Genomic DNA, 12,840 nt, shown 5'->3' on the forward strand with positions numbered 1-12,840 from the left:
TATGAACGCCGAACGTGAGCATTTTAGCTCGAAACTTGGGTTTATTCTGGCCGCAGCTGGTTCCGCCGTGGGCATCGGTAATATTGTCGGTTTCCCGGTGGCAGCAACCAAGGGTGGTGGTGGCGCATTTCTGGTCATTTATGCCTTGTTTGTGGTGTTCATTTGTCTGCCGATCATGCTGGCCGAAATGAACCTTGGCCGTAAAACACAGCTTGATCCTCAGGGTGCCTATCCGAGTATTGCCGGGAGCAAAAGCAACTGGCGTTTCGCAGGTTGGCTGGCCGTGCTAACCCCCTTTATGATCGGCATCTTCTACATGGTTATTACCGTGTGGATTCTCGGCTACTTCCTTAACACTGTATTCGGTAACCTCGACCAGCTGGCAAACCCGGACTATTTCGGCACCTTCGTTAATTCCTACTCCATATTTGCCTATCTGGTTTTAGTGGCAGCCCTGGTTCACTTTATTCTGGTCGGCGGGGTACGCGGTGGTATCGAGCGCGCCGCCCGTTTACTGATGCCTGCTTTATTCGTGATGCTGATTGCGCTGGTCATTTTTGTACTCACACTCGACAATGCCTTAACCGGGGTGAAGTTCTTTCTTGTTCCTGACTTTTCTCAGGTGAATGGCAGCGTCATTAGTGGAGCCCTGTCCCAGGCATTCTTTTCGCTGTCGCTTGGCATGGGTATTTTAATCACTTACGGCTCCTACTTCCGTCAGCGCGATGACCTGGTTGGGTCAGCAAAACTAGTCGCAATCACCGACTCACTGGTCGCCTTTATTGCCGGCTTAATGGTACTTCCGGCTATATTCGTATTTGACCCGAGCACTAATCCGGAAAGCCTCAGTGACTCGTCCGTCGCCATGATCTTCACCTTCCTGCCGCAGATATTTCTCGCCCTGCAGGAAACCATCGGCTATGTCGGCGCCAGCATTGTTGCCGGGCTGTTCTTTCTGTTGGTGTTTTTTGCTGCTATCACCTCGTTGGTTTCAATTATCGAGGTGCCTACAGCGACCATTACCCGCAAGTACAACGTGTCGCGCAAGCGCGCGCTCGGTGTGCTTGCACTCACCATGGGCACCCTGACGCTGATTGCGATTGCCTCGTTTGGCATGCTCAATGTGTTCACTGAACTGTTCACCTATGGTGGCAAGTCCAAGTCTTTCTTTGATTTCATCTATGATGTTTTTTATGACACTGTGCTACCACTGAACGGGCTCCTGATCTGTTTATTCGTAGTCTGGCGTTGGAAGCGACCGGATTTTCACGAGGCTCTGGCAGAAGGCAACGCAAGCTATCGCAGCAGCTTGCTTCGTAAGTACATCAGCTTTTCGCTGACAACCTTCATTCCAGTTATTCTGGCCGTCGTCTTTATTAACACCGTGGCGTCGATTTTCTTCGCCAGCCCGCTTTTTTAAACGGCTAGGTTTGCTAGCCGCTACTTCAGGACAGACAGGTAGCTGATGCAACTTTACCAGGCTATCGAACAGCTCTTGCAGCAGGCCGCGTCAAATCATTGGCGCGGCCTGCTGGTATTGCAAGGCGACTCCACAGCACCCCCGTATCAGGTTCAATGGCCGCAACCAGCGCTTTGTATGGGTGGTGACTACCCGGTGCCGTTAAAGAGCTACCGCGCCTACCTCGGACGCGCGTATTCCTGTGTGGTACTCGACTTTCGCCAGCAGCAACACGCAGACGCGCTGGCAGCATTGGCCGGAACCTTGGTCGCTGGCGGTCTGCTCGTGCTGCAGGTCGATCAACAGCTAAGCCAGTTTCTAAAGCACCTGTTGCAGCGCCAACCCGCTGGCCTGTACATCAAACAGCAGCTGCAACCCAGTGAGACGATTGAGCTACGTGGGCTGCCTTTGCCTTCGCTCGACATTCAACCTGGCACCCAGTTGAGTGCGGAGCAAACTGAGGTGCTCAATGAATTACTCGAACACCAGCGCACCTACCCGGACCAGCCAGCGTTAATTAGTGCGCCCCGTGGCCGTGGGAAGTCAACGGTGCTGGGCGCATTAGCCCGTCACCTGCTCGAAGCAAATCACCCTGTCATTATTTCGGCACCGTCAAGACACCAGGCAAACGTAGTTCTGCGCCATGGTCATTTACCCATCACTGAAACCACCGCTCCACCTCGTTTCGTGGCCCCCGACGCCTTGCTCGCTGATAATGCTGAACCCTGTCAGGGCACCCTGCTGCTGGACGAAGCCGCCAACCTTCCCCGGCATATGCTGGAGAAGCTTCTGCAGCGTTATCCCGGGGTTATTATGGCGACCACCACCCAGGGTTATGAATGCTGTGGCCGGGGCTTCCTGATCCAGTTTCAGAAAACCCTCCAGCAACGCTTTACCCATGCTCGACAGCTGACCCTGACTGAGCCATTTCGCTATGCTAGAGGCTGCCCGCTTGAAGAATGGCTGGAACAACGATTGTTGCTGCAAAATGGCGAGAACGCACACTTTCCCGGGCCTACGTATAGCGAGCAGGCACTGAAATACATCCACTCCCGAGCCGCTGCACTGAATGAAGCGGAGTTAGCAACCTGCTTTAGCCTGCTGATGGACGCGCATTATCAAACCAGTGCAAACGATCTGAAGCTGTTGCTGGATGACGATAAGCAAAGCCTGTTACTGCAATACTCTGGTGAGCAGCTGACTGGAGTCGCCTGGCTGGCTGAGGAGGGCTGTTTAACTAGCGGACTTGCCGATGACATTGTAGCCGGACGGCGTCGTCCTCCAGGCTCGCTGCTGCCGCAGCTATTAGCGCGCCATCTGCGGGATCCTTCAATCGCAAGCGCACGTATGCTGCGGGTGGTTCGCATAGCGGTCCGGCCTTCACTGCAACAGCAAGGACTTGGCAGCGCCCTGCTTGGTCACGTTGATCGGCTTGCTGACGAGGCTGGGACGGCTCTTATTGGTACCAGCTTTGGTGCCAGCGCAGAACTGGTGCGTTTCTGGAACCACAACGGCTATCAAAGTGTTCGTCTGGGAACTCGCCCGGATACAGTGTCAGGCCGCTACGCCTGTGTTTGTGTGAAAGCCTCTGACCGCAGGTTGGCGCCCTCCATTGCCCAGTGGGCAGCCTTTTTTCAGCATGAATTACCCGGCTATGCTCAGCTACTAAAGCTCAGCGACGAATTGCAACTGCAGTTGGGCTCCTCCGCAACGACTTCGTTTACGCCGTATCAGGCGTCATATCAAACGCTAGTTCATCAGCGTCTGCTTGATTTCGCTAACGGCCAGTTTGATTTCCCCTCATTGCAGCCAACATTGTTGGTCAATCCCGAATGGCTGGAGGCCAGCCATTTATTAGCCTGTGCCGCCGCGAACCAGGCGCTGCCGGAGGCAATACAGGAACAATATGCAATTCACGGACGTAAAGATTTGCTTAAGGCACTGCGACAGATTTGTTTCGAGTTGAGTGTAAAGATATAGTAATGCGTTAATGTTCCCCGCGCCCAATAGGTAAGTAGCTAATGAATAAGTTGTTGTTTTCTATGGTTACCATTATGACGGTCAGTGCTGCGCTAACCGCCTGCACCACGACCGAACAAGCCCCCAGTGAGCACGCCGATGAGGAACTGAACTATCCAGTCTCCCCCCGCAGCGACCAGGTGACCGATTATCACGGCAACAGTGTGCAGGACCCATATCGCTGGCTGGAAGATCTGAACTCTCAAACCACGCAACAATGGGTAACAGCGCAAAACCGGGTCACGCTTCCTTACCTGGCCGACCTTGAGCAACGGGACGCACTCAAGACCCGCCTGACTCAGGTATGGAACTACGAACGCAGCAGCACCCCGTTTCGTCATGGTCGCTTCTATTTCCATTTTCAGAACAACGGCCTTCAGGACCAGTCTGTTCTGTATGTTCGTGAGGGCTTAAATGGCGCACCTCGTCCCTTGCTCGACCCAAATCAGCTGAGCGATGACGGCACGGTGTCGCTGACCCGGGTCATGGTCAGCCCGAACGCGCAATACCTGGCCTACGCCATTTCTGATGGCGGTTCTGACTGGGTTGAGTTTCGGGTACGTGACATACAAAGTGGTGAAGACCTGGCTGACCGTCTGACCGGGATCAAATTCTCTAATGTCAGCTGGCTGCCGGATGGGTCGGGCTTTTACTACAGCCGCTACCCGGAAACGCCTGCCGGTGAAGTTGATGACTCACGTTCCGTTGCGATTTACTTCCACCGTATCGGCAGTGCGCAGCGCAATGACCGCCGTATCTATGACCTGAGTCAGTACCCGAGCTGGAACCCTTACCCGGAAGTAACCCGCGACGGTCGTTTTCTGATTGCTACTATCACTGATGGCTTTAGCAGCAATGCTGTACACATTCTTGATTTAACCAACCGGGACGCACGCTGGCGGCGTATTATTGATTACTGGGATGGCTTGTACGAATTTATCGACAGCGATGCCAACCTGCTATTTTTCCGTACCACCGCAGGAGCCGAAAATGGACGCGTCATCGCGGTTGATGTTAATCGACCGCAGCCTCAGCACTGGCAAGAACTCATTGCAGAGCGCGATGCGACCTTGCGTGAAGTACGGTACGTCGGCGGGAAGTTTTTCGCCCATTACCTGGAAGACGCGCACTCGCAGATTGAAATTTTCAACGCCTATGGCCGCCATGAAGACAGTATCGAGTTGCCGGGTATCGGGTCCGTCGACAGCATAACCGGGCAGGCATCACACCTCGAAACATTTTTCACGTACACCAGTTTTACTGAGCCAGGCGTCACCCTGCGCTACGATATTGATCAGCAGCAGGTGGAAGAAATCGACCGCGCCCAATCACCGGCAGATCTGAGCAATTACCAGACCCGCCAGGTTTGGTATGAAAGTGATGATGGTACCGCAGTCTCAATGTTTATCGTTCACCGGCATGATATTGAGCTGGATTCTGCGAATCCTGCTTTATTGTACGGCTACGGTGGCTTTAATGTTGCGTTAACCCCCTCCTACAATCCGGCTCATACGGTATGGCTGGAGCAAGGTGGAGTCCTGGCGATTCCCAATCTTCGCGGCGGCGGGGAGTACGGTGCCAACTGGCATCAAGCAGGTACTAAACTAAACAAACAGAATGTATTTGACGACTTCATTAGCGCTGCCCGCTACCTTATTGACGAGGGATATACCTCACCGCAACAGCTAGCGATTCAGGGAGCCAGCAATGGCGGTCTGTTAGTTGGCGCGGTAATGACTCAGCAGCCTTCTTTGTTTGCAGCGGCACTACCCGACGTTGGGGTACTGGATATGCTGCGCTATCATACCTCAAGTGCCAACGCGAAAGCCTGGAGCAGTGACTATGGGCTGGCCACTGACGCCGAAGACTTTGCCGCCCTGCTCGCGTATTCACCAGTGCACAATGTCGAAACAGGGGTCTGTTACCCTGCTACATTAATAACCACTGGCGACCACGATGATCGGGTTGCGCCCTGGCATAGTTATAAGTTTGCCGCGGCTTTACAGAATGCACAAAGCTGCGATAACCCGGTACTACTGCGGGTCGAAACCCGCGCCGGACACGGCGCAGGCACACCGACCTGGATGCGCATCGACCAGGTAAGCGACCAGTGGGCCTTCTTACTTGATAAATTGCAAAGCGAATCGCAATCATCTAATTTGAACGCAGATTAGTAAACAGGCATTGCAAAAGCAGGTGGGCGCAGGCAAAATCGCGCCCACTTTTTCATTCAGCGACACGCGTTTAACCAGAAAAGGGTTTCATCATGTCCAGAGTTCTTATTATTGGCGCCGGCGGAGTTAGCGGCGTTGTAGTTAAAAAATGTGCCATGTTGCCAGAATACTTTAGCGAGATTCACCTGGCATCACGCACCATTTCAAAATGTGAAAAGCTGCAGCAGGAATCGGGCAAAGACCGTGTGGTGGGTGTCTACACCGTGGATGCTGACAACGTGGCTGAGCTGGTAGAACTTATTACTAAAGTGAAGCCTGACCTGGTGATCAACGTGGCCCTGCCATATCAGGACCTTCCGATCATGGACGCCTGTCTTGAAACTGGCGTGCACTACCTGGATACAGCCAATTACGAGCCAAAAGACGAAGCCAAATTCGAATACTCCTGGCAGTGGGCTTATCACGACAAATTCAAAGAAGCGGGTCTGATGGCCTTGCTCGGTAGCGGTTTTGATCCAGGCGTAACCAATGTCTTCACCGCTTACGCAGCCAAACACTACTTCGATGAAGTCCATTATCTGGACATCGTCGACTGCAATGGCGGCGACCATGGCCAGGCATTTGCCACCAATTTTAACCCAGAGATTAATATTCGTGAGATTACTCAACGCGGTAAATTCTGGGAAAACGGCGAGTGGCACGAAACCGATCCTATCAGCGTGCGTGAAGATCTCGACTACCCTGGCGTGGGAGTTCGTGCCTCTTACCTGCTGTTTCACGAAGAGCTTGAGTCGTTGGTTAAACATTTCCCGACCATCAAGCGTGCTCGTTTCTGGATGACCTTTGGTGATGCCTACCTCAACCACCTGCGAGTGCTTGAAGGTGTCGGCATGACGTCGATTAAACCGATAGAGTACAACGGGCAACAAATTGCGCCGCTGGAATTCCTCAAAGCAGTGCTGCCAAACCCTGGCTCGCTCGCCGAAGGGTACGAAGGAATGACCTGTATTGGTACCTACGTAACCGGGATTAAAGACGGCAAAGAAAAAACGGTCTTTATCTACAATAACTGTGACCACGCAAAATGTAACGACGAAGTCGGCGCACAAGCGGTTTCCTATACCACCGGCGTGCCTGCGATGATCGGCGCTTCAATGATGCTGCAAGGCAAGTGGATGAAGCCTGGGGTATGGAACATGGAGCAGTTTGATCCGGACGAGTTTATGGATCGCCTGAACCAATACGGATTACCGTGGCAGGTTGTCGAAGTAGAACAAAGCCCGTTTAAAAAGTAAGCCTGTTACGACTGAACACTGAGGAAATGGTAAGCATGGCAAACCCCTACATGAACCCAGCGATTCCTTCACCCTGCTATGTGCTGGATGAAGCAAAGCTTAGAAAAAACCTTGAGCTGATGAAACAGGTTCAGCAGCGCAGTGGCGCCGACATTATTCTGGCCCTGAAAGGGTTTGCCATGTGGAGCACATTTCCGTTAGTGAGCCAGTACCTCAAAGGCTGTACCGCCAGCTCGGCATGGGAAGCAGAACTGGCAGCGGATACCTTTGGCAGCGAAGTGCACGCCTACTCACCGGCGTACAAAGACAACGATATTGACGTGTTGCTGCGCCACTGCAACCATATCTCGTTTAACAGTTTGTCGCAGTTGCAACGCTACCGCGACCAGGCGACGGCTGCGGGGGTCTCCATTGGGATCCGGATTAATCCCGAGCAACCCGAGGCCGACACCGAATTGTACGACCCGTCGGCGCCGGGCTCACGCCTGGGTATCCTCAGCAGCCAGTTGCAGGGTCAGGATTTAAGTGGCATTGAGGGTTTCCATGTGCACAATCTATGTGAGTGCGACTCCTATGCACTGGAGCGCACCCTGGCCGCAGTCGAAGCGAAATTTGGTCAGTACTTGCATAATCTGAAGTGGATTAACTTAGGTGGTGGCCACCTGATGACTCGTGAAGGCTATGACATCGACCATCTGGTCACTCAGCTCAAACGCCTGCGTGAAACCTACAATGTCGATGTCATTCTGGAGCCAGGTTCAGCCGTTGCCTGGCAGACCGGCCCCCTGGTATGTGAAGTCGTTGATATCGTAGAGAACGCTGGGAAGATTGCGATTCTTGATATTTCCGCGACCGCGCATATGCCTGACGTGCTGGAAATGCCCTATCGGCCTGTTATTACTGACGCTGGTAACCCAGGCGAACTGGCTCACAACTATCGGCTTGGTGGCAATTCATGCCTCGCTGGTGATGTAATTGGTGAATGGAGTTTCGCCAATGAGCTCAAGCCAGGTGACCGGGTGATATTCGAAGACATGATCCACTACACGATGGTGAAGACCACATTTTTTAACGGGGTAGAGCACCCCGGCATTGGCATCCTGCGTGAAAATGGTCGCTTTGAACTGGTGCGCGAGTTTAACTATCAGGACTTTAAAAATCGGCTGTCATAAAGCACGGGGTTAATACTAAAACTGGTGAAACAAAAAACGGCTCTCAATGAGCCGCTTTTTTTACCTGCTATTCACTGCCGGCTATGTTCGCACTAGGAGTCCAATGGGCTACGTGCGCGCTCCACAATGCGTGGAGGAAGCAGCTCAGCCAGTGCTTCAAGACGTCGCTGTATCGCAGCATGTTCACTGCGGTCCGCAACTATGGAGTTGTGCAGGTAATGGTACGCCGCTTCATAATCCAGCGGGCTTCCATGGCCTGCCAGTAAGATATCTGCAAATCGTTTTTGCGCGCGGAGGCTGCCCATGGCAGATGCCTCTCGCAGATAAAGGATGGCGCGGTCAACATCCTTCTGTACAAACAGACCACGGTGATAATAGCGACCCATCTGTTCAATTGCTTCCGGCATTCCCTGGGCGGCGGCCGCTTCCATGTAGGTCACGCCCAGCTCCACATCACGCTCATAACAGACTTCGTATGCCAGCATGTCGCCATACAACAACTGATAGCTTGGTCGGCGTTCAACTTCGGCCTGGGCACGAATATCCTGATACAACTGACAATCGTCTTCGTCGCGAACCCGCTGAAAGTGGGTATTGTCACGGATCATACGAACCAGTTCATCATCCGAGTAAAGCTGAACGGCCTCTACTCCGCGCACCGGCAACCGAACGTCCTGCGCCAACAACACAGTGCTGTACAGGGCGAAACTACAGGTCATCAGTGTGATGAATGATTTATACATAACTGCCTCGCTAAATAAATAAAGCTTACCAATGGAGCTGCTCTTCCAATGCTATCGGCGGCTACTGATAAAACTTCAGTATAGGGTCAGGCTGCAATGCTATTTTGACTGTCTCGCAACCACGGCCAACCCTTCCAGCACCAGGTGCGGTCGTAACTGGGCGTTATGAATATAATCAAGGGTAAGGTGCTCGGTCCCACCACCTGAAAAAAACCAGCTGACGGGTTCCCGGTAATTTGCCTGAACATACTGATGAGCTTGCTCGACAAACCCTCGTAACGCCGCCTGACAGCCAAGAAACAGACCATCCTCGGTGCACTGCCCAAGCTCAGCACGGGGAGCGTCATAACGCGCCTTAATGCGATCTGAGCGTGCCACCAGAGCATCTTGCATGGTATGCAACCCCGGCGCTATCCAGCCACCCTGGTGCTGTCCGTCTTTATCGAGGATATCCAGGGTAATGGCAGTACCTGCATCAACAATTGCGCAATGGCTGCTGGTGAGCGAGCGCGCTGCCAATAAAGTCAGCCAGCGGTCCACACCTAAGCGTTGATAGTCAGCATAGGCATTCTGCACTCCAGCAAACTGAGATTGGGTAACTACCTGAATAAAATCAATCCCCGCCTGAGTTAACCGTTGTTGCAGCTGATGATTGGTCTCATCACTGGCAACGGAGGCGAACATCAATTGTTGAGTCGATGATTGCTCCAGCACCATCAAAAGATCCTGCAGCCCGATCCCGTGGCCGATAAAGCGCACGTCATCATTAATAAAGTCTGCCAGTTTCCAGCGCGTGTTCCCTACTTCGAGTAATTTCATTGACCCGCCCTGACACTAACTTCACCACCAAAATAACGTTTTAAGCCACTATCCTGTTTCACCAGCAATGCTCCATGTTCGTCAATTCCCTGTGCCACACCTGTTTGTTCGTGTTGGCCAAGCAATAAACGTACCGGTTTACCATAAAAATGGTCGAGGGTGCGCCAGGTTTCGACCATGCCGGATAGCCCGTGCTGACTAAAGTTATTTAGGACATCGCGGGTGCTGTTAAGCAGCAGGGCAACCCACTCCTGCCTGACTAGCGGCTCAGCAAGGTGAGACTGAATATCCGTATAGTCCTGGTCAATGTTACGCCGCAGCCGCTCCGGCATGCGCAAGTTTAAGCCTATGCCTACCAGCGCGTGGCCACCACTGGTGGCCTGCCCTTCCAACTCCACAAGAATTCCGGCCACTTTGGCGCCTTTGATATAAACATCATTTGGCCACTTTACCGAAACGCCTTCAATTCCGGCCTTCTGCAGACTCTGAGCAAGGCCAATCCCGGCCGCTACGCTAAGCCCAAGCGCACTTCCAAGTCCATCATCCAATGGACAGTACACCGACAAATAAATATTTGCACCAAAAGGCGATATCCAGGTTTTGCCCCTGCGGCCGCGCCCGGCGGTCTGCATTTCCGCAATCACCGCACTGCCTGCTGATAGTGGCTCTTCACTATCGGCAAGCCATTGCTTCAAATCGTCGTTGGTTGATGTGGTAACACGTTTAACCAATAGCGGAGCCTGTTGATCCGCAGCAAGCGCCTGTAACGCTGTCTGATCGAGTAACTGCAGCGGCTCAGACAGTTTGTAACCTTTCCCATGAACTCTGAACACATCGAGCTGGAGTGCCTCAAGAGAGCTCATATGTTTGTTGATAGCGGTCCTGCTAACCCCTAGCTGTTCGGCTAGCTTTTGCCCGGAATGAAAGTGGCCATCGGCTAACAGTTCGATCAACTGGTCATCAAGTCTGATTGCGGCGTTGGTCATAATACTACTGAGCCCTGACTATTTAATAAACGAACTTCCGGTTCTAAGGTAACACCGAAGCGCTGATAGACCTGTTTGCGCACCTGCACCGCCAGATCAATGACGTCCTGCCCGCTGGCTTCGCGGGCATTCACCAGAACCAGAGCCTGCCGTTGATGAACGCCGGCGCCACCGACACGGAGGCTTTTTAGGCCAGTCTGGTCAATTAACCAGGCGGCGGCGAGTTTAACCTTATTTTCATCCACTTCAAAATAACGAAGGTCCGGATGACGCTGTAATAAACGTCGCAACGTAGTGCGCTCGACAATCGGGTTCTTAAAAAAGCTTCCTGCATTTGGTAAAACTTTCGGATCAGGTAATTTCCGCTGACGAACCTCAACGACCTGCTCAAATATTTGCTCTGCACTGGAGTCCGATGGTAATCCACTGAGATCCGGATAATCGAGGCAGGGTTTCCAGGCGTGAGGGAAAAAGAAGGTTACGTCAGTGATAAAGTAACTTTGGTAGCCAGGCTGCTTAAATACGCTATCCCGATAGCCAAACCTGCACTCGTCAGCCAGCAGTTCAAAAGGTTGCTGCGAACTCAAATCGACTCCGCGTACGCTACGAATAAACTGCGCCACTTCGACCCCATAGGCACCAATATTCTGCACTGGTGTCGCACCGACGCTGCCGGGAATAAGGGCTAAATTTTCCAGCCCGGCGATGCCCTGCCGCACTAAGGTTTCTACCCAGTAATGCCAGTTCTCTCCGGCCGCCAGTGTGACCTCATAACCAGCCGGTTCCTTCTCTATCTGGTGTCCCATTAAGCGGTTTAAAATAAGCTGGCCAGCAAAGTCCGCGGTGAAGATAGTGTTGCTTCCTTCGCCCAGGATAACGCTATCCTCGGTCCACTGAACATCCGACAAGTGATCAGGCTCTGAAATCAAATGGACGTCAGAGCCATAGACTGGCAATGCAAAGCTATGTTTATCCTGCAGCGAAAACATGGTGCCCTTAACTAAATTCAGTTCTGTAACGTACAATCGCTTATTCTATCGCAATTTGTTAACTAGTGGGCAGCTTCGATCTGAAAAGAGTGCGCAAACCTGTAATCTATTAAATCGAATGATACAAGCTAAAATTAACGGTTTTCTTTTTACTTTATAGGTCTAATATCGTTGATGTATTGGCTTGGTAAACCAGAAGCCAACAACTCAATTAAATCTATGCAAACGGAGAATAACTATGAAGAAAACGTTACTTGCAGCAGCGCTTACCACCCTATTAGCTGCTCCAACGGCATCTGCGAATGATTACGTCATCGACACCGAAGGCGCTCACGCATTCATCCAGTTCAAAATTAACCACCTGGGCTACAGCTGGTTGCTAGGTCGTTTCAATGACTTTGAAGGCGCATTTAGCTACGATGAAAGCAATCCTGAAGCCGCTTCGGTAGAAGTGACCATCGACACCGCAAGTATTGATTCTAACCACGGCGAACGTGATACACATCTTCGCAGCGGTGACTTTCTCGACGTAGAAAACTTTCCACAGTCAACGTTTGTCAGCACTGGCTTTGAACCGGACGGAAACGGCGGTGGTGTTCTGCACGGCGAATTCACCTTACGCGGCGTGACTAAAGAAATTGAATTTGAAGTGGATCAGGTTGGTGCTGGTGAAGATCCATGGGGAAATACCCGTCGTGGCTTTGAAGGCAGCTATACCTTCGCGCTGGCGGACTATGGAATTGACTATGAACTGGGTCCGGACGCTGAAGAGGTTGAGATCTACCTTTCGATTGAAGGTATTCAGCAGTAGTCGCTGAAGTAGTTCTTGAAGGTTGATTGGAAGGGTGGCTTTGGCTGCCCTTTTTTGTGGGTGGTTGGTGGTAGATGGTGCTCGGTGTGGGATGGGCAACCCTGGCGCGGGGCTTGAATCTTGAATGGGAATGATATGGTTCATCTCTCCACCCACTGTGGACCCATTCAAGATTCAAGCCCCGCGCCTGCTTTTAACCATGCAAAACGAAAAAACCCCAGCCGGATGGCTGGGGTTTCTTTCGTTTGGATGCCTGGCGGTGTCCTACTCTCACATGGGGAGGCCCCACACTACCATCGGCGCTGACATGTTTCACTACTGAGTTCGGAATGGATTCAGGTGGTTCCACGTCGCTATGGCCGCCAGACAAATT

Annotated in this window: 10 protein-coding genes and 1 rRNA gene; 6 read left to right on the top strand and 5 right to left on the bottom strand. The window is 52.3% G+C overall.

Features of this window, described 5'->3' with window-relative positions; translation table 11 throughout:
• Position 1 precedes the first annotated feature (1 nt).
• From CWE12_RS12130 to nspC, 5 genes are all read left to right on the top strand, one after another.
• Positions 2–1,420 (top strand): sodium-dependent transporter, encoded by a 1,419-nt coding sequence (locus CWE12_RS12130; protein WP_126789966.1) that lies wholly within the window; start codon positions 2–4, stop codon positions 1,418–1,420.
• Positions 1,421–1,465: 45 nt separating this feature from the next.
• Positions 1,466–3,439: a tRNA(Met) cytidine acetyltransferase TmcA domain-containing protein gene (locus tag CWE12_RS12135; protein WP_126789967.1), complete on the top strand. Its 1,974-nt coding sequence runs from the start codon at positions 1,466–1,468 to the stop codon at positions 3,437–3,439.
• Positions 3,440–3,480: 41 nt separating this feature from the next.
• A complete protein-coding gene (locus tag CWE12_RS12140) occupies positions 3,481–5,652 on the top strand; it encodes a prolyl oligopeptidase family serine peptidase (RefSeq protein ID WP_241984203.1) in 2,172 nt (723 codons plus the stop codon).
• A gap of 92 nt (positions 5,653–5,744) precedes the next feature.
• Positions 5,745–6,947: a saccharopine dehydrogenase family protein gene (locus CWE12_RS12145; protein WP_126789968.1), complete on the top strand. Its 1,203-nt coding sequence runs from the start codon at positions 5,745–5,747 to the stop codon at positions 6,945–6,947.
• Positions 6,948–6,982: 35 nt separating this feature from the next.
• A complete protein-coding gene (gene nspC, locus CWE12_RS12150; RefSeq protein ID WP_126789969.1) occupies positions 6,983–8,119 on the top strand; it encodes a carboxynorspermidine decarboxylase in 1,137 nt (378 codons plus the stop codon).
• A gap of 92 nt (positions 8,120–8,211) precedes the next feature.
• Here nspC and CWE12_RS12155 read toward each other — a convergent pair whose 3' ends face one another.
• The 4 genes from CWE12_RS12155 to murB all read right to left on the bottom strand — a co-directional run bounded on the left by CWE12_RS12155 (position 8,212) and on the right by murB (position 11,656).
• Positions 8,212–8,862, bottom strand: a complete 651-nt coding sequence (locus CWE12_RS12155; RefSeq protein WP_241984204.1) for a tetratricopeptide repeat protein — start codon at positions 8,860–8,862, stop codon at positions 8,212–8,214.
• A 99-nt stretch (positions 8,863–8,961) separates the two neighbouring features.
• Positions 8,962–9,681 carry a type III pantothenate kinase gene (locus tag CWE12_RS12160; RefSeq protein ID WP_126789970.1) on the bottom strand — a complete coding sequence of 240 codons (720 nt, stop codon included), beginning with the start codon at positions 9,679–9,681 and terminating at the stop codon, positions 8,962–8,964.
• Positions 9,678–10,667 (bottom strand): bifunctional biotin--[acetyl-CoA-carboxylase] ligase/biotin operon repressor BirA, encoded by a 990-nt coding sequence (birA, locus tag CWE12_RS12165; protein ID WP_126789971.1) that lies wholly within the window; start codon positions 10,665–10,667, stop codon positions 9,678–9,680. The genes CWE12_RS12160 and birA overlap by 4 nt, the downstream gene beginning before the upstream one ends.
• Positions 10,664–11,656, bottom strand: coding sequence for a UDP-N-acetylmuramate dehydrogenase (gene murB, locus CWE12_RS12170; RefSeq protein ID WP_126789972.1), 993 nt, complete (start codon positions 11,654–11,656; stop codon positions 10,664–10,666). The genes birA and murB overlap by 4 nt, the downstream gene beginning before the upstream one ends.
• A 238-nt stretch (positions 11,657–11,894) precedes the next feature.
• Between murB and CWE12_RS12175 the strand changes: the two genes are divergently transcribed.
• On the top strand, positions 11,895–12,467 hold the full coding sequence (locus CWE12_RS12175) for a YceI family protein (RefSeq protein WP_126789973.1): 573 nt from the start codon (positions 11,895–11,897) through the stop codon (positions 12,465–12,467).
• A 251-nt stretch (positions 12,468–12,718) separates the two neighbouring features.
• Here the strand turns inward: CWE12_RS12175 and rrf are convergent.
• Positions 12,719–12,834: ribosomal RNA gene (gene rrf / locus CWE12_RS12180) — 5S ribosomal RNA — on the bottom strand.
• Between the last annotated feature and the right edge of the window lie 6 nt (positions 12,835–12,840).

The organism is Aliidiomarina sedimenti (assembly GCF_003986955.1).
GTDB classification, from domain to species: Bacteria; Pseudomonadota; Gammaproteobacteria; order Enterobacterales; family Alteromonadaceae; genus Aliidiomarina; species Aliidiomarina sedimenti.

Excerpts from the sequence above, each read along its gene's own strand:
- CWE12_RS12155 (WP_241984204.1), bottom strand. The coding sequence starts at position 8,862 with ATGTATAAATCATTCATCACACTGATGACCTGTAGTTTCGCCCTGTAC.
- CWE12_RS12135 (WP_126789967.1), top strand. The coding sequence starts at position 1,466 with ATGCAACTTTACCAGGCTATCGAACAGCTCTTGCAGCAGGCCGCGTCA.
- nspC (WP_126789969.1), top strand. The coding sequence starts at position 6,983 with ATGGCAAACCCCTACATGAACCCAGCGATTCCTTCACCCTGCTATGTG.
- CWE12_RS12140 (WP_241984203.1), top strand. The coding sequence starts at position 3,481 with ATGAATAAGTTGTTGTTTTCTATGGTTACCATTATGACGGTCAGTGCT.
- CWE12_RS12145 (WP_126789968.1), top strand. The coding sequence starts at position 5,745 with ATGTCCAGAGTTCTTATTATTGGCGCCGGCGGAGTTAGCGGCGTTGTA.
- murB (WP_126789972.1), bottom strand. The coding sequence starts at position 11,656 with ATGTTTTCGCTGCAGGATAAACATAGCTTTGCATTGCCAGTCTATGGC.
- CWE12_RS12130 (WP_126789966.1), top strand. The coding sequence starts at position 2 with ATGAACGCCGAACGTGAGCATTTTAGCTCGAAACTTGGGTTTATTCTG.
- birA (WP_126789971.1), bottom strand. The coding sequence starts at position 10,667 with ATGACCAACGCCGCAATCAGACTTGATGACCAGTTGATCGAACTGTTA.
- CWE12_RS12175 (WP_126789973.1), top strand. The coding sequence starts at position 11,895 with ATGAAGAAAACGTTACTTGCAGCAGCGCTTACCACCCTATTAGCTGCT.
- CWE12_RS12160 (WP_126789970.1), bottom strand. The coding sequence starts at position 9,681 with ATGAAATTACTCGAAGTAGGGAACACGCGCTGGAAACTGGCAGACTTT.